This is a genomic window from Sphingomonas sp. (assembly GCF_026460985.1).
Taxonomy (GTDB): Bacteria; Pseudomonadota; Alphaproteobacteria; order Sphingomonadales; family Sphingomonadaceae; genus Sphingomonas.
In genome coordinates this window covers 74448-93477 of record NZ_JAPKNM010000006.1, presented here as the reverse complement: position 1 = coordinate 93477, position 19030 = coordinate 74448, and the positions used below count along the sequence as shown (strand labels likewise).

Genomic DNA, 19030 nt, shown 5'->3' with positions numbered 1-19030 from the left:
CCTTCTACCATCGGTCCCGCCAGCCGCCTGTCGCTAATAATAGCGACATACGCATGATTTCGCCAACGTTACAATTGTTCAGAAGCTATGCAGGCATTAGCCTTTCGAGCTGGTCCAGCGGAGATGAGTCGCGTAATGCCCCGCCCGGAACCCCTCACTCCCATGCTCGTGGCGGACCTGGTGGGGAGCATCTACGAGGCGGCGCTCGATCCGAACCTCTGGCGTCCGTTCGTCGAGCGGATCGAGGCGGTCTATCCGGACCTGACCATCATGCTCTTCAGCCACGAGAGCAGGGACACCGCTGCCGAGCTCAACGTCGTGGTCAATTATCCCGAGGCGGCGCTTCGCGACTATGCCGCGTATTATTTCTCGAACAGCCCATTCGTGGATTTCGTGCCGCGCAACCGGATCGGCCTGCCCACGCGCACCGAGACGATCATCAGCGAGGCCGAGCTGTTCCGGACCGAGCATTACAACGACTTCATGCGCCCGCATCGGCTCGGCCATCACGGCACCGGGATGGTGCTCGAACGCGAGCCGCAGGGCTGGACTTCGCTGTCTTTCGCCGACCGCGTGAACGACGAGGCGCGGCGCGATCACCAGATGGTGCTGCTCGGCCTGCTCGCGCCGCATCTGCGCCGCGCGCTCAAGCTCCGGCGGACGTTGATCGAGGCGCAGTCGGCGGCGATGGCGCCGCGGGCGGTCTTCGACGGGTGGACGCATGCTGCCTTCGTGCTCGATCGCGACGGCCGCGTCGCGACGATGAACCGCCGAGCCGAGCTGCTGGTCGCGCAGGATGACGGAATCACGCTCAACCGCTTCGGCCGGCCGCAAAGCTTCGACGACAAGAGCAGCCGCGCGCTCGACGATGCCATTGCCGCGTGCCGGGCGCTGCCGGACGGTGTGGTGCATAAGGATACCGGTCCCGTGGGCGTGATGCTGCCGCGGCGCCGGCGCGGCTCGCCGTTCCACGCGATGCTGTGGCCGGTCGCGAGTGCCGAGTTCGGATTGCCTGCCGCGGTGGGGCAAGTGCTGCTCGTCCTCTCGGACCCGGACGACACGCCGCCGGATGCGGTGGCCTGGATCGCGCGTCGTTTCGGCCTCTCGCCGGCCGAGGAGCGGCTGGCTGGCGAAATCGTCGCCGGCGTGCCGCTGAACGAGGCGGCGGAGAGACTGGGCATCCAGCTTTCGACGGCACGGACCCGGCTCAAGACGGTCCAGGCCAAGACCGGCTGCCGCCGCCAGCTCGATCTCGTCCGCCTGGCCATGTCGGTACCTTCGATCCGGCGGAGCTAGGTCGTATCGATATTCGGCCTTCTTGATCCTCCCCCGCAAGGGGGAGGTGGCGCGCGCAGCGCGACGGAGGGGGAGGAATCACGCCGATAGTGAGTCGCCGTCCTCCCCCTCCGTCAGCCTGCGGCTGACACCTCCCCCTGGCGGGGGAGGATTTGAATGTCGATGCGACCTGCCGTCGGTCGGCACCCCCTCCCATATGGGAGCTATCCGCTCCTTCCGCCCCTGCCTAGGCATCCAGGTCCGCGCGGCGCTGCAACGACCGACGCGGCGAAGGGAAGGGGTCGATGACACGTCGAAACATGCGGGGGAGCGCCCATGGCGCTCCTCCGAAGGACTGCGCTTGCGCGCATGAGAATCGCGCTTTCCGTAACGTCATGTCGCTGCTGTCACTATTAGTAGCGACAGACGCCCGGTTTCGCCGTCGATACAAGCCACGCGCAGGATCGCCGGCTCCGGTTCAGAGCGCGCATGGCCTTCCGCTCCCGTGTTTCCTCAGGACGAAAGCCTTTCGATGACGCGTTCCGGTCACGCCGTTTGCGGGCGAAGGCCCATTGCGGTCGCGCTGCTGCTGGCGGGTGCGGCGATCGCCGTGCAGGCCCAGGCGCAGCAGACCTTGCCTTCGCGGCAGGAACTCAATCCCGCGCGCCAGGCGCCGGTCCCCGCCGCGCCGCGCGGCGAGCTGTTCCGCGACATGGAAACGGGGCCATGCCCCTTCGCCGGCAGCGACCTGAAGTTCACGCTCGAGGGCGTCGATTTCCGCGGCGGCAACGGCAAGCTCGCTTTGGCCGACGACCGGCTGGCGCTCGCCTGGAACGATCTTGCCGGGCAGGAGCTGCCGGTGAGCGCGATCTGCACGATCCGCGACCGGGTGGCGGCTTTGTACCTGCGCCGTGGGATCCTTGCGGCGGTCAACATCCCCGAGCAGCGCATCGGCGAGGGCCGCCTGACGCTCGAAGTGACCGAGGCGCACATCGCTTCGGTCAACTATCATGGCGACGCGGGCCCTGCGCAGCGTCAGGTCACGCGCTACTTCGACAAGCTCAGGGGCCTCGCGCCGTTCGACCTCAACGTCGCCCAGCGCTATCTGCTGCTCGCCTCGGACATTCCGGGCGTGCGCGTCCAGGCCTCGCTCCGCCAGGCGGCGGCGGGCAATGGCGCGGTCGACCTCGACATCGCGATCTCGCGCATCCCCGTCACCGCGAGCTTCAGCGTCAACGACCATGGCTCGATCTCGATCGGCCGCGAGCTCGCCACCGCGCGGGTCGATTACAACAGCTTCACGCCGCTCGGCGAACGTACCTCGATCATAGGCTATGGCACGCTCGGCAGCACCGAGCAGCGCGTGCTCCAGGTCACCGAAAGCGTGAAGCTGGGCGGCGAGGGGCTTTCGCTCGACCTGTCGGGCTCGCTGGCCCGGACCAGGCCGGGCGGGGCAGTCGCCGCGCTCGATCTCCTCGGCAACAGCTTCGCCGGCAGCGCGCGGCTCAATTACCCGCTGGTGCGGCATCGCCGACACAACCTCACGCTGTCGGGCGGGCTCGAATGGATCGACCAGAAGGTCGAGTTCGGCGGCGGCATCGCGACGCTGACCGACGACAAGCTGCGTGTCCTGTTCCTCCATCTCGACGGGCATTGGGCACCGCGCGAGTTGGCCGGCCATTCGGTGGCGGCCACCGGCTCGATCGAGCTGCGCAAGGGACTGAACGGCCTCGGCGCCACACCCTTCGGCAATCCGGTCGCGTCGCGGTTCGGGGGGCACCCGGACGCGGGCGTGTTCCGCGCCGAGCTGTCGGTCGCCGGGCGGATCGCGGGGCCGCTGGTCGGCACCGTGTCGGGCAGCTGGCAATATACCGACACGCCGCTCCTCTCGTACGAGGAGTTCTCGGCCGGCAACCTGTCGATCGGCCGCGGCTATGATCCGTCCGCCGCATCGGGCGATCGCGCGCTGGGCGCGACCTTCGAACTCAGCAGCGTGGCCGTAGCACTCGGCAAGCAGGCCGCGGCCCGCCCCTATGCTTTCGTCGACGCGGTGCGGCTCACCAATATCGGTCCCGGCGCGGGCGTGGCCACGCTGCGCTCGGCGGGCCTTGGCGTGCGCGCCCAGCTTGGGCCGTGGATCGCGCTCGACGCCGCATGGGCGCACCCGTTCGACCGGCTCGCGCCCGCCACCCCGCGCCCTGCCGATCGCTTCCTCGTCAGCCTTTCCGCTTCGATCTTCTGAGGGAATCCAGCATGTCCGCTCCCCGCCGCCGCAGCCGCCTCTTCGCCACTTCGGCGATCGGCGCCATCGCGCTCGCCGCGCTCTGGGCCGCGCCTTCGCATGCGCAGCTCGTTCAGGGCGCCGCGCCCGCGCAGAGCAACGGCGCCGCGCCGGTGATCAACCAGGCGAGCGGCAACACCACGGTGACGCTCAACGGCTCGCGCACGGTGATCGACTGGGACCAGTTCGACATCAACGGCGGAGATACCGCCGACTTCGTCTTCGCCAGCCGCAGCGACATCGTGCTCAACCGCGTCGGGGGCGCGGCGAGCACGATCAACGGCAACCTCAACGGCATGATCGGTGCGGGCGGCCCCGCCGGCGGCAACATCTGGATCTACAACGCCAATGGCGTGGTGATCGGCGCCAATGCCCGGATCAGCACCGGCGGCCTGCTCGTCACTACCGCCGCGCTCGACCGCGCGACCGACAGCAGCGCGGGCGGCTTCCTCGACGGCAGCTCGACCAGCTTCGGTTTTTCGGGCGCTGCCGACGGGACCGGGATCGATGTACGTGCCGGCGCGCAGGTCAACGCGCATGGCGGCGCGATCGCGCTGATCGCGCCGATCGTCACAGCCGCCAGCGGATCGAGCGTGACGGCAAACGGCAACGGCAACGTCCTTGTCGGTTCGGCATCGAGCTACAGGGTGACCTTCCGCCCGACCGGTACCGACGATTTCGACCTGCTCAGCTTCGAAGTGGCGAACGGGGCGGACGGCGCGGGGAGCGCTGCGGAAGCGATCAACCTGGGCGGCGACATCAGCGGCAACCGCGTCCTCGTCGCGGCGGTCTCGAAGTCTGGCCTCGCCGCCAGCATCCTGAATACCGGCACGATAACCGCCACTACGGCGGCGACCGACGAGACCGGTGCGATCGTGCTCAGCGCGAACCACAATATCGTCAACGGCGCGGTGGAGGCGGCTCCGGTCGCCGGAAGCATCGGCACGGGGTTCGTCACGACGGTCGGCGGCGCGCTTGCCGGGCCGTCGGTCACCGCCGCCGCCACCGAAGGCTTGATGCTCCGGAGCGATGTGAACGCCGCCGGCGGCACCGTCGATCTGCGCAGCGACAATGGCGATATCAGGCAATTCGCCGGCGTGATCACGGCGGACACGGTCACCGCCGCCGCGCATACCGGCCTCAACTTCAACTCGTTCAGCGCCAACCGGGTCACCAGGCTGGGTGCCCTCACCACCGACACGGGCGATATCGCCTATATCGGTGACGAAGACACGCTCGAACTGACCGGCATGATCAGCGCGCCCGGCAAGGTAACACTCGGCGCGCGTGACTACATCAACACCACCACCGGCTTGATCACCGCCGGCAGCCTGGAGCTGTTCCTGGGCGGTGGCGGCGCGTTCAAGGTCAATGGCGACGCCAATCTCGGCAGCGGGCTGTCCAACGGCGCGGTGACGATTCAGGCGACCGGCAACATCACGCTGGCGAATGAGTTCAACCTGGCCCTGGGCGACCAGCTCACGCTGACCGCGGGCAATGCGATCAACGAGACCACGGGCTTCATCAGCGGCGGCGGGTCCGTTACCGCGACTGCCGTCAATGCACTCAATCTCGGCCAGGCCAATCAAGTCTCCAGCTTCACGGCGACTTCGAGCAGCGGCGGCGGCGTCAATCTGCGCGCGGGCGGCACGTTCAGCATCGTGGGCGGCGGCACCAGTGGCACCCTGGATGCGACTTCGGACACAGGCAACATCTCGGGCACCGGAGTCGACGTTTCCAGGCTCACTGCCTCGGCGGCGGCAGGCAGTATCGACTTCAGCGCCAACACGAACGCCGTCCGGGCGCTCGGCAATGTGACCGCCGGAGGTTCGGTCTGGATCTCTTCCAGCCACGGGCTCTCGCTGACGGGCAATATCAGCGGCGCCGATGTGAACCTGTCCGCACAGTCGCTCACGCAGGCCGCAGGCACGTCGATCTCGGCCGGCCATGACATCACACTCAACGCGACGGCCGGCGCGATCGACCAGGACGCGACCGCGAGCCTCCATGCGAGCAACTGGCTCGAGGCGCACGCGAACACCGACGTGCTGCTCCGCGGCACCAACGATCTGGGCTATAATGATCCGTACATCACCGCGGGGGCGGGCGCGGACGTCACCATCCGTTCGGTCGGCGGCTTCGTCTACCACTCCTACGGCACCAATGTCGGCACGTTGACGCTGATCTCCGACGCGGGCGACATCCGCCAGTTCGGCGGGCTCACGGCGACCACGCTGGTCGCCCGGGCCGCGACGGGCATCAATCTCAACGCGCCGGGCGGCGCCAGCAATGCCGTGACCACGGTGAACGAGCTGACCACCGCCAGCGGCGACATCACCTTCCTCGAAGGCAATGGCTTCGACATCGCCGGCAACATCGGCGCGCCGACCGGCACCGTCTCGCTCGGCACCAACGGCACCATCACCACCAGCGCCGGCAAGATCGATGCGGATACGCTGACGGTGACCGCCGGCGGCGGCGCCGTGCTTCGGGCCGCGGGCGACATCAAGCTCGGCGCGGTGAACACGAACAGCGGCGGGGATTTCTCGCTGACCGCCGATGGCGGGATCGACGCGACCGGCTATGTCAATGCCGGCACCTCGAACGTGACCCTGGGATCTGGCGGTGCGATCACGCGAACCGGCGGCACCTTCTCGGCCGGCAAGATCACCGCCAATGCCGTGGGCGGCATCGATATCGACAATATCGGCAACGCGCTGATCTGGGCGGCATCGACTGGCGGCGGGGATATCAACCTCAGCGGCGATTCGGATGTCTACGTCAAGATCGACACGGCGGGCGATCTCACCATCGACGCGGGCGGCTATTCCGGCAACAACGACAGCGTGACCGCGCGTTCGGTCGGGATCAACGCGGCGAACGGAATCTATCTATTCGACCAGACCGGCACGGTCGGCAGCTATCGCTATCTCACCTCGAGCGGCGGCGCGATCGACGTCGAGAACAAGGGCGACATCGTCCTCGCGGGAGATGTCACCGCGAACACCCCGGGCAACTATGTCCGCCTGAATTCGAGCCAGAACTCGCTCTTGCAGAACAGCGGCACGATCAGCAGCTATAGCGTCGAGCTGAAGGCGGCCGGGGCGGTCACCCAGTCCGCCGATGCCAGGGTTGTGACCGGCGACGCTGGTCTGAGCTTCACCGGCACGGACGTGACGCTGGCCGGCGCGAACGAGTTCCCCTGGCTCAGCCTCTATTCGGTCAGCCGCGATCTGACGCTGCGCGCGGTCGGCAATCTCGACATGAGCGGGGCCAGCAACATGGTCTCCGGCGGCCGCGACCTCACGCTGATCTCGGATACCGGCAACATCATCGGCGGCTATGTCGACGCCGACAAGCTGACCGCCACTGCCACCAACGGCAGCCTCACCTTCACCTACGGCTACAACCAGATCCGCTCGCTCGGCACGCTGACCGCGAAGAGCACCGCCGGCACCGACATCAACATCTTCACCGACACGCTGCTCGGCCTGACGGGCGACATCGCCGGCGGCGGCGTCAACATCTACGCCACGCAGGGGATCAACCAGACCGCCGGCGCGATCACCGCCGACCGGCTCGCGACCGGCACCAGCGGCAACCTGCTGCTCGGCGGCGCGAACGACTTCGGCGCGCTGACGGATTTCGGCCATGGCAACGGCACGAACGTCACGATCCGCAACCTCGGCAGCATCGTGCTGCCGACCACCCCGAACACGTTCGGCACGCTCACGCTGACCTCGGATACGGGCAGCATCAGCCAGACGGGCGGCCTGACCGCGAACACGCTCGTCGCGCACGCCGCCACCGGCATCGGCTTGAACAGCACGGCGAACGATTTCACCCGTCTAGCCGGCATCGCCACGGGTGCCGGCGACGTCCGGATCAGGGATACCGGCAGCCTCGCCGTCGACGGCAACATCACGGCGCCTGGCACGGTGCTGCTCAGCACCACGGGTGCGATCACCACCACCAGCGGCAAGATCGACGCGGACACGCTCACCGTCGTCGGCACCAACGCCACGCTGGCGACGGCGGGTGACATCAAGCTCGGCGGCGTGGGGGTCAATAGCGGATTCACCCTGACCGCCGATGGCGGCATCGAGCTCACCGACAATCTCACCGCGATCGGGGTGAGCCTGAGCGCGGTGGCCGGCGCGATCACCCAGAGCGGCGGAACCATCAGCGCCACCACCGGCGGCTTCTCGGCAGCGGGCGATGTGACGCTCGGCGCGGGCAACCACTTCACCAACTTCTTCGGCACCTCGACCGGCGGCGGCAATATCACCCTCAACAATGCCGGCGCGGGGGGCATCGTCGTCGGGCTCAACACTACCGGCAGCGCCACCGTCACCGCCGGCGGGAACCTTTCCTCGGGCGGGATCACCGTCGACAGCCTGTCGGTGAGCGCCGGGCATATCGACCTGACGAACAGCGTCGACGTGAACAGCTTCACCAACTTGGTGGCCGCCTATGGCGACGTCCTCGTCACCAACAATGGCAGCTTCACCATCGCGGGCGACGTCAGCGCCAGCAAGGCGGGCCTGCGCACGGTCGATCTTCGGGCTACTGGCGGAGCGATCTCGCAGATTGCGGGCACGATATCGAGTCACGACCTTCAGCTCCGCGCCGCCGGCGATGTGACGCAGAGCGGCACTGGACGCATCGATGCCAACGCATCGTACTTCCAGGGCGCCAATCTCGACCTGATGGGCGCCAACAGCTTCGGCACCGCCACGCCCACCGGCATCAATGTCGGCGGCACCGTGCGACTGAATGGCAGCGCGCTGCGCCTGAATTTCATGACTCCCGCGGGCGATGTTACCCTGACGTCCTCGGGCGACATCTCCACCAGCGGCGGCATCCAGGCCAGTTCGCTGACCGCCACTGCCGGCGGGCAGATCTCGCTCGAGGACCCCGCCAACCAGATCGGAACCGTGCACGGCCTGCGCGGCACCCGCGTCGCACTCGGCAGCAGCACCGGCTTCACGGTGGACGGCGACGTCACCGCCACCGCCGGCAATGTGATCCTCCAGGCGACGAGCGGCAATCTCAGCCAGACCGCGGGCACGATCTCGGGCGTCGGTGTCAGCCTGCGGGCCGATGCCGGTGCGATCCTGCAGAGCGGGACCGGCAAGGTGCTGGCGACCGCGTTCCTCACCGCCATCGCGCAGGACGACATCCTGCTCGGCGGTGCGAACGACTTCGACTACGCCGCCTCCGGCTTCAGCTATGGTGCCGGCAGCGACGTCACCATCCGCAACCGGGGCGGCATCAACTTCACGGGCGGCACCGTCGGCGCGCTCTCGTTGACTTCCGATACCGGCGCGATCACCCAGACCGGCGCGATCACCGCCGACTCGCTCGCCGCCAGCGGCGGGACGGGCGTCACCCTGGCCAACGCCGCCAACGCGTTCGCAACCATCGGCGCGATCGCCAACACCGGCAGCGGCGGCGTCAGCCTGGTCACCACCACCGGCCTGAACCTCCACGGCAACATCGCCGCCGGCGGCCAGACGGTCTCGCTCAAATCCGGCGGCGCGATCAACCAGACCGGCGGCGCGATCACCGCCGGCACGCTGAGCCTCAATGCCGCGGGCAGCATCGACCTGATCCAGAATTACGTGTCCAGGCTCGGCAAAGTGACCGCGGGCGGCACGTTCCAGACCGGCCAGATGTCGAGCGGCGTCCTCGAACTGACCGACGACATCACCGCCGGAAGCCAGATCGTCCTGACCAACAGCGCCGGGATAAATCAGACCGGCGGCAAGATCACCTCCGGCGGCAACCTGTTCCTGAATGCCGGCACGCTCACTGCGAACGGGGACAATTTCGCTTCCGGCTTCACGCGCCTCAACATCGGGAGCGGCAGCTATCGCTCGGCGGGCGATGCCCTGCTCTGGCTCGCCGCCACCGGCAACGTCTCGATCGTCTCGACCGGCAGCATCACCTTCAGCGCCAACGGCGCATCGGTCGGCGACACGCTGAATCTGGACGCGGCCAACGGCATCGGCATGGCGGGCCCGGGCGCCAGCGTCGACTTCAATCATCTCGGTACGATCATCAACCGGAGCACGGGCGGCATCACGCTCACCAGCACCGGCGCGATGGACCTGACCGGCAACGTCACCGCGGCGGGCCAGGCGGTGTCGCTCACCGCCGCCGGCGCGATCACGCAGGATGTCGTTCATTCCGCCATCACCACCGATAGCCTGCAGGCGATCGGCACCGCGGGCATTTCGCTGCTCGGCGCGAACGACGTCGGTTCGATCAATCTCGATGCGGGCGGGAACGACCTGCGCTTCCGCAACCTCGGCGACATCGTGATCGGCGTGGTCAATGCAGCGGGGCACGCGATCGAGCTGGCCTCCGATACCGGATCGGTCACGCAGGATTGGACGACCGGCGCGCTGATCGGCTCGCTGACCGTCCGCGCGGCCGGTGCCGTCAACCTGCTGGCGACGAACAACCAGATCGAGCACCTCGACGTGACTAGCGGCGGAAACGTCGGGATCGCCACCGGCGGCAGCGGCTATGGCGGTATCATGACCGTCGACCGGATCGACGCCGCGGGTCATCAGGTGTCGCTCAACAATAGCGCTGGCGCGATCAACGGCGGCAACATCACTGCGGACCTCCTCTATTTCTTCGCGCTCGGTGCCGATCTCACCACCGCCAACAACGTCCGCACGCTCAATGCGCATACGTCCAGCCTGGACCTCGCCTTCACCAATACGGGCGACCTCCTGATCGACATGATCGTGTCCCCCGGTGCCGACGTCTCGCTCCGCAGCGAGCAGGGCGCGATCACGCAGAACAGCAACGCGCTGGTCGCGCTCGGCGGGCTCACTGCCTATGGCCGCGACGGCATCGCGCTGGCCGGCACCATCGAGCGGATCGACGGGCTCTCGGCGGGCCCCGGCGCCGATATCAGCCTGTCGTCCGACCATGCGCTCGACATCGCGGGCGACATCACCGCGCGCAACGTGGAGCTCCTGTCCAACGCCGCCCCCAGCGTCACCAACCCGACCGGCGGCATGATCACGCAATCGGGCGGCGCCATCACCGCCGACCGGCTCATCGCGCGCGCGCGCGGCGATGTCGCGCTCGACGGCAGTAACGCGATCGCCGGGCTGGGCTGGACCGTTTCCACCACCGGCAATGTCCATGTGAAGACCGGCGGCGCGCTCGATCTCGGCGATCTCGTCCAGGCGAGCAACGGCACCGTCACGTTCGAGGCCGGTTCGCTCAACCAGAGCGGCGGCCATATCGAGACGGGCTCGCTCGACGTCGCCGCCACCGGCGCCGTTTCGCTCGGCATGACCAACCTGGTGGCGGCCGGCGGCACGGTGTCGCTGTCGGGCTCGGATATCGAGTTCCGGAACGACAGCAGCGTCAGGCTCGGCACGATCGCCCAGAGCGGCACGGCCGGCGGGATCGATCTGACCTCGGTCAACGGATCGATCACGCAGGTGAACGGCGGCAGCATCACCGGCGCGTTCCTGACCGCCCGGGGGATCAACCAGCTCGAACTCGCCGGGAACAACCATGTCGCTCGGATCGGGGACCTGATCGCGCAGGGCGGCGTCGTGAACTTTCTCGGTCACGGCGACTTCGCGCTCACCGGCGACATCGTCGCCGCTGCGGTGGTTCAGCTGGCCTCGGATGCCGGCACCATCACGCAGACCGGCGGCTCGATCCGGACGGGCACGCTCAACCTCAGCGCGGACAATGCGTATCTCGACCAGGCGAATGCGGTCGACGTGCTGGGCGGCATCAGCGTGGCCGGCGACTTCACGTTCCGCAATGCCGGCGACATCCAGGTCTTCAGCGACATCACGGGCCAATATGCCGGGCTGCATTCGGATACCGGCAGCATCACCCAATATGGCGGCCGGATACTGACCTCCCGGGTCGATCTCTCCGCCGACGGCAGCATCGCCCTGACCAGCAGCGGCAATGCGTTCAACTATATCGACAATGTGGTTTCGGCCCATGGCGACGTCACGCTGGTCACCAACTCGGACATCTACAGCGCCAATCTGATCTCGGCCGCGAACGGCACGGCGGACCTCACCGTCGGCCGCATCACCGCCGATGCGGTGGTGGCGAACCTGCTCAACGTCGATGCGGCGGGCGATGTCGAGATGACCGGCGACAATGTCATCGCGCATCTCGGCAATATCTCCGGCGACAACATCTCGCTGGCGGTCGGCGAGACCGACATCACCGGTTGGCTGCAAGGCACCAACAGCATTGCTTTCGTTCGCTCGGGGCTTGCGAGCGACTTCGCGCTCACCATGGTTTCCGGCGGCTTGATCACCACGCCGATGATCAGCCTCAGCAACACCGGCACCGCCGGCACGGCGACGCTGGACAACATCGCCACGCCCTCGGGCACGCTCGAGCTCAACCTCAACTTCAACGGCGATGCGTCGATCTCGGCGTTCGGCAGCGCGCTCAGCCTGAACAATGCGATCGTGGACGGCGACCTGCTTATCCGCGGCGGCAACGGCATCACCAACACCGGCGCCGGCGCCAATATCAGCGGCACGCTCGATGCCACGGCCCTTTCGGGCAATATCAGCCTGTTGTTCGGCGCCGATCGCGTCGGCCATTTCGGCAACATCACGGCGGGACCTGGCACCGTCTCGCTCAGCGCCGAAAATGTGAGCCTGGCCGGCAACGTGGTCGCGCTGGGCGGCTTCCGCGCCGATGCGACGGGCGGGTCGGTCACGCAGTCCGCCGGCTCGGTCATCACCGCCGCCAGCGTTGCGGGCTCGGCGACGGGCGGCGACATGCTGCTGGGCGGCAACAACTTGGTCGGCACGATCAACGGGCTGTCCGCGACGGGCAACCTGGCCTTCAAGACCAGTGGCGCCCTCGACATTGCCGGCGCGCTCGCCGCCGGCACTGGTTCGACCATGACGCTGACCGCGGGTGGAAACATCGGCGCCAGCGGCGGCGGGCTCTCCGGCGGCACGCTGAGCGTGACGGCGGCGGGCAGTGTCGATCTGTCGGGCGTGAACAGCAATTTCGGGTATCTCGGAGACGTTTCCGCCACCAGCTTCGCCCTCCACAACACCGCCTATCTCACCCTGAGCGGCATCCAGAACGTCAGCGGCACGATGTCGCTCGTGGTGGACAGCGCCCTCATGCAGAACAGCGGCCATGTGGTCGCCGACACGCTGAACCTGACCACGATCGGCAGCGTGTGGATGACCAATGACAACCGGGTCAACACGCTCGGCGTCTCGGCCATCCCCTCCGGCGGGTTCGTCTTCAACAACGAACAGAACCTGACCCTCAGCGGCCTGCTCGACGCGGCCAGCACGGTGATGCTGTGGGTCGATGGCGATCTCACCGCCGCGACCGGCATTCGTGCGGGCGCCGGGCTGGCGATCACCGCGAACGGCATCGACGCCGGTGCGCTCGAGGCGGGCGGCAGGCTCGAGCTCTATGGCGGCACGCATGCCGTGAACCTCGGCCACCTCACGTCAAGTGGCGACCTCTGGGTTCTCGGCTCCGGCCCCGTCACCATCGGCGCGATCGACATGCTGGGCATGGACGGTGCCGGCAACGGGTTCAATGTGCGGGTGACGGGCAGCGACATCACGCTGGGCGCCGTGGGTGCCATCACGAGCGCGAACTACCTCACCTACGCCGCGGGCATCACCCCGGGCTCGGTTTCGATCGAGGCGACCGGCAATGCGCGTGTCGCGCTCAACGATCTCAATGCGGTGACCAGCATCACCGCTTCGGGCGACGTCGACGCGCGCTCGCTCAACCAACTGCTTCTCGGCGACGTCTCGGGCGCGAACGTCACGCTCGTAGCGGGCGCAGACCTGCAGGCGAACTCGGTCACCGTGCCGGGCACCTATTCGATCACCGCCGCCGATTTCGGCGCGGGTGCGTTCAACATCCTCGGCAACCCGCTCGACATCGCGATCACCGACACGTCGGGCGACCTCAATCTGTCCGGCGCGATCGCCGCTCGCCGCGACCTCACCGTCACTGCGCAGGCAGGCGATGTGCTCGGTGCGACGGCGCGGCTCGGCGCCGGGCTCGGCGAGGACGGCACGCTCAGGGTCAACGGCGCGAACATCGCGCTGCTCGAGGCGAGCGGCCTCTATGATGTGGCGCTCGTCGCCACCGGCACGATCGATGCCCATATCGTCTCGGTCGGCCGCAACTATACGCTTTCCGGCACCAGCATCCTCGATGGCGCGCTCGCTCCGGTCGGCGCGCAGGCCGGCGTGCTGAACCTCAGCAGCGCGGGCGATCTCGACCTGGGCGGCGGGCAGCTCGTCTATGCGGGCGGCATCACGTTCAACGTCCAGGGCCTGCTCCGCAACGGCGCGCTCCGGTCGACCGGCAGCTGGGTTTCGGGCCTGGCCGACGCGGTCGATCTCGATGAGATCCGCGCCTCGGACCAGATCGACTCGCTGGCGAGGAACGGTGCGTTCCGCGTCTTCCACATGGCGTCGGACGCCGGCTTCGTCTCGGTCCGGGGCACCTCGGTCGACGTGCTGGGCAGCGTCGAGGCGGCCTCCGACATTCGGCTCGTCGGCGTGAACGGCGACGCGCGGGCCGGCTACGCCACGTGGGGCCGCGACATGGAGATCCGCGCGACGAACGGCGACGCGGTCCTGCGCCAGGCCAACCTCACCGGCGCGTTCGGTAGCCTGACGCTCCAGGCCAACGGCGGCACCGCGATCCTCGGCGCCGATACCGCCGTTGGGATCGGCACCGACCGCTGGTTCGAAAGCGCGGCCGGATCGGCCGGGTCGGCCTTCATCACGGGCGATGTCGGTGCCTTTGTGAACCTCGATCATTCCGCCGTGATCGGGAGCATCAGCGGGGCGGACGTCGCGATCACCATCGCGAATGGCGACCTGACGCTCGGTCAGCTCACGGGCACCGATGGCGGCCGTGTCCATGTCGAGAACGGCTCGCTTACCATCGGCGGCGCGACCGTGACCGGCGGCGTCCTCGACCTCCAGGCCGATGGCGACCTGGTCGCGCAGGGCGCGCTCGGCGGTCTCGCCACCTATCTCACCGCCGGGGCCTTGCTCGACACGCGCGCAGCCGCGGTCACCGGCATCAACCATCTCGAGCTGACCGGCGGCGAGATCCGCGCCGGCGCGCTCGAATCGAGCGGCGATATCGACGCGATCAGCACTGCAGGCGCGCTCAGCGCCGACAGCGTCCATTCGACTGGCGGCGATGCGATCTTCAGCGCCCATGCCGATCTCAACCTCGGCAGCGTCGTCGCCAATGGCGGGCAGCTCCAGGCGGGCGGCAACGCCACGCTGCGCGCGATCGCCGCGCCCGACGGCTTCGCGCTCGTCGCGCTCGGCGGCGTCACGCTCGGCGCCGATACGGTCGACCTGATCACCGGCGGCAACACGCTCGTCACCGGCGGCAGCCTCGGCGGCTGCGCCTGCGGCACGGGCGGCGCGACCGTGACCGCGCTCGGCGGCGACGTCCGGGTCAACCTCCTGTCCGCGACCGGGGTGTTCGACACGATCGCCTCGGCGATCGACGGCGACGCCATCGTCCATGTCGCGACCGGCGATCTCGGCATCAACGCGCTCGCCGGCCATGACATCGCCGTCACGCTGCCGGGCGGCACGCTCACCGTGATGACGCCGGTGAGCAGCGGCGGCGACTATGCGCTGACCGCGCGCGACTTCGCCGGCAATGCGCTGGACCCGAGCTTCGGCGGCACCGCGACCGCGCTCGGCAACCTCACGATCATCGACCTGCTCGGCGATCTCGGCGCGAACGGCACGCTCACTGCCGCGGGCAACATCCATGTCGAGGCACAGGGCGGGGGCCTCACCGGCACGCTCCGGCTGCTCGCCGGCGGCGATGTCGGCGTGACCGGGCAGGGCATCCGGCTCGGCGACGTCGCCGGTCGCGACGTGACGCTCGATGCGGGCAATGCCGCCATCGACCTGGTCGGCACCGCCACGGTCGATCGCGACTATAGCCTGACCGGCGGCAGCTTCTCGGTCGCCGCGCTCACCCCGGGCGGCTCGCGCACCGGCACCATGTCGGTGAACGCCGCCAATGATTTCGACCTGGCCGGGGTTCACCTCCAGTATAATGGCAACGTCTTCGTCCACAGCCTTGGCGCGGTCCGCGGCGGCGACATCAGCGCGGGCGGCGGCATCCAGCTGACCGCGCAGGGCGTCGATCTCGGTGCGCTCTCCGCCGGCACGCAGCTGGGCATCCAGGCCGGCAACGGAGGCGCCACGATCGCCAGGGCCCAGGGCGGGGACTCGATCGATATCCGCACCGCCACCGGCGATATCGGCCTGGGCGCCGCCAGCTTCACCGGCACCGTCGGCAACGTGCTGAGCCTGACCGCCGACACCGGCACCGTCCGGCTCGGCTCTGTCGATGCGGCCTCGATCACCGCCGGCAACGTGTTCACCGGTGCGGGCAGCTCGGTTCGCGCGATCCTGAACGCGGGCGGGGACCTCGTCGTCAACCTGGCGAGCTCCGGCGAGCTCTACGAACTGCGCGGCAGCAACGCCCGCATCGCGGTGCAGAACGGCGACCTTTCGATCGGCACGATCGAGGCCGGTCGGCTCGACCTCACCGCCAACGGCGATGTCGGCATCGGCAATAGCGGCATCGGTACGCTCGGGACGATCGCCGTCGCCAATGGCGATTTCTCGCTCACCAACCTCGCCTCGCTCGATATCGCCGGCACGCTCGATGTGCGGAACGGCGCCGTCGACCTCCGGCTGACCGATCCGGGCAGCAATCTCACCCAGAGCAGCGGCGTCATCCTGGCGCAGCGTCTCACCGGCAGCGTCGCCGGCATGGCCACGCTCGGCGGCGACAACGAGGTCGACACGCTCGGCGCTTTCGCCACGCGGGGCCTGGTGTTCAACAACCGCACCGCGCTCGCGATCGGCGGACTCGTCGACGGCACGACCGGCGCGGTCACGATCCGCTCCCATGGCGGCATGACCATCGACGCCGCCGGCAGCGTGCGGTCGGGCGCATCCGGCGATGCGATCCTGCTCGCCTCGGACGGCGCGTTCCGCAATCTCGCCGGTGCCGACGCGCTCGACGCGCAAGATGGCCGCTGGCTGGTCTACAGTCAGGCAGCCGGCAATGCGGGAGCCTCGGATCCGGCCAACGATTTCGGCGGGCTCGCCGGCCGCAGCTATTACGGTTCAGCCTATGATTTCGACACCGGCAGCTTCGCCGCCGCGCCGAACGCCGGCAACCGTTTCATCTATGGCTATCGCCCGGTGCTGACGGTGACCCCGGACAGCCTCCGCGTCACCTATGCGGGCGCGATCCCCGCGCTCACCGCAACGGTCACGGGGCTGGTCAATGGCGACAGTGCCGCCAATGCCTGGTCCGGCGCGGCGGGCTTCTCGGGCGCGGGCCGCAACGCCGGCAGCTACGCGGTCGACGCAACGCTCGGCTCGCTGGCGTCCGACATGAACTATGCCTTCGCCTTCGGTACCGGCACCCTTGTGATCGATCCACGCGTGATCACCGCGGCGTTGGTCGCCGACGACCGGACCTATAACGGCAATACCGACGCCACCGGTCATATCGTGCTCGCGGGCGTGCTCGGCGCCGACCAGGTGAGCGCGAGCGGCAATTATGCGTTCGACAGTCGCAACGCGGGCACCCGCACGGTCACCGCGACGGGCATCGCGCTCTCCGGCGCGGATGCGGGCAACTATGTCGTCAACGCGACCGCGACCGACCTCGCCGACATCCTCGCCCGGATCGTTACGGCCACCCTGACGGCGAATGATCGCACCTATGACGGTACGACCGCCGCCACCGGCGCGCTGGCGCTGAGCGGCGTCCTGGCGGGAGACGATGTCGCCCTCGTCAGCGGCGGCATGGTGTTCGACAGCCGCAACGCGGGCACCCGCTCCGCCACGGCCACCGGCATCGCGCTCACCGGCGCGGACGCGGGCAACTATGTGGTCAATGCGACCGCGACCGATATGGCGGACATCCTCGCCCGGGCGATCACCGCGACGCTGACCGCCAGCGACCGTACCTATGACGGCACGACCGACGCCACCGGCACGCTCGCATTGGCCGGCGTGCTCGGCGCAGATCAAGTAAGCGCGAGCGGCAACTATGCCTTCGACAGCCGCAATGCCGGCACTGGTCGCACCGTCACGGCGAGCAGCATCGCTCTCTCGGGGGCGGACGCGGGCAACTATGTGGTCAATGCAACCGCGACGGACTTGGCCGACATCCTCGCCCGAGCGATCACCGCGACATTGACCGCCAACGACCGCACCTATGACGGTACCACCGCTACCACCGGCACGCTTGCGCTCAACGGGGTGATCGCCGGTGACACGGTGGGCGTCACCAGCGGCGGCATGGCGTTCGACGGCCGCAATGCCGGCACCCGCACGGCCACGGCCACCGGCATCGCGCTCACCGGCGCGGATGCGGGCAACTATGTCGTCAACGCGACCGCGACCGACCTCGCAGACATCCTCGCACGCGCGATCACGGTGACGCTGACCGCCAACGACAGAACCTATGACGGAACGACCGGGGCCACCGGCACGCTGTCGCTCGCCGGCCTGGTCGCCGGCGACCAGGCCGGCGTCACCGGCAGCATCGCGTTCGACAGCCGCAACGCGGGCGAGCGTATCGCGACCGCCAGCGGCCTGGTGCTCACCGGCGCGGATGCGAGCAACTATGTCGTCGGCGGCACCGCCACCGATATCGCGACGATCCTGCGGCGCGCGATCACCGGCACTGCCATCGCCGACAGCCGCATCTACGACGGCACCGCGGCAGCGACGGGACGCATCGCGCTCGACGGCGTGCTGGCGGGCGACGTTGTCTCGGCGGCCGCCGCTTATGCCTTCGCCGATCCGAATGCGGGCACGAACCGTATCGTCTCGGTGAACGGACTGACGATCGGCGGCGCCGATGCCGGCAATTATAGCGTAACGCTGAGCAACAACCCGGTGACCGCCGATATTCTGCGACGTCCGGTCGCGGTCATGGCGGACGACCTCGTCAAGCTCTTCGGTCAGCCCGACCCCGCTTTCACCTGGCGCGTCACCGCCGGCTCGCTGGTCGGCGGCGACGCCTTCACCGGCGCGCTCACGCGGGCACCCGGCGAACAGCCCGGGGCCTATGCGATCAGCCAGGGCAACCTCGCGCTCTCGGCCAATTATCTGCTGACCGTCACACCCGGCAGCCTGTTCGTCCGCTTCACCTCGTCCGGCGCCGATGCGAGCGATGCGCTCAAGGAATTGCGGCCGTACCGCGGCTTCGCGACGAATGACGACCCGTCGGCCAATCTCGAGGGGGATACAGGGGAAGAATAGGGAAGGGGCGCCCCGGATATCGCATCCTCCCTCCCGACACGGTCATTTCAAGCTTGTAGAAGGGGCGAGGTAAGCTCGTAAGAAGGCGATAGCGAGCCCTGACGCGGCGAGGCGTAAAACC

The 19030-nt window shown here is 68.5% G+C and carries 3 protein-coding genes; all 3 read left to right on the top strand.

Annotation, left to right across the window (positions count from 1 at the left end):
* The first annotated feature begins 162 nt into the window (after nt 1-162).
* The gene (locus MT490_RS02245) at nt 163-1296 is read left to right on the top strand and encodes a hypothetical protein (protein WP_297383887.1); all 1134 of its coding nucleotides are present in this window, start codon (nt 163-165) and stop codon (nt 1294-1296) included.
* 511 nt (nt 1297-1807) lie between these two features.
* A complete protein-coding gene (locus tag MT490_RS02240; RefSeq protein WP_297383885.1) occupies nt 1808-3517 on the top strand; it encodes a ShlB/FhaC/HecB family hemolysin secretion/activation protein in 1710 nt (569 codons plus the stop codon).
* Nucleotides 3518-3528: 11 nt separating this feature from the next.
* Nucleotides 3529-18909 (top strand): YDG domain-containing protein, encoded by a 15381-nt coding sequence (locus MT490_RS02235; RefSeq protein WP_297383883.1) that lies wholly within the window; start codon nt 3529-3531, stop codon nt 18907-18909.
* Nucleotides 18910-19030 lie beyond the last annotated feature (121 nt).

Bases quoted from the DNA above. Each gene is read 5' to 3' on its own strand.
- MT490_RS02245 (WP_297383887.1), top strand. From the start codon at position 163: ATGCTCGTGGCGGACCTGGTGGGGAGCATCTACGAGGCGGCGCTCGAT.
- MT490_RS02240 (WP_297383885.1), top strand. From the start codon at position 1,808: ATGACGCGTTCCGGTCACGCCGTTTGCGGGCGAAGGCCCATTGCGGTC.
- MT490_RS02235 (WP_297383883.1), top strand. From the start codon at position 3,529: ATGTCCGCTCCCCGCCGCCGCAGCCGCCTCTTCGCCACTTCGGCGATC.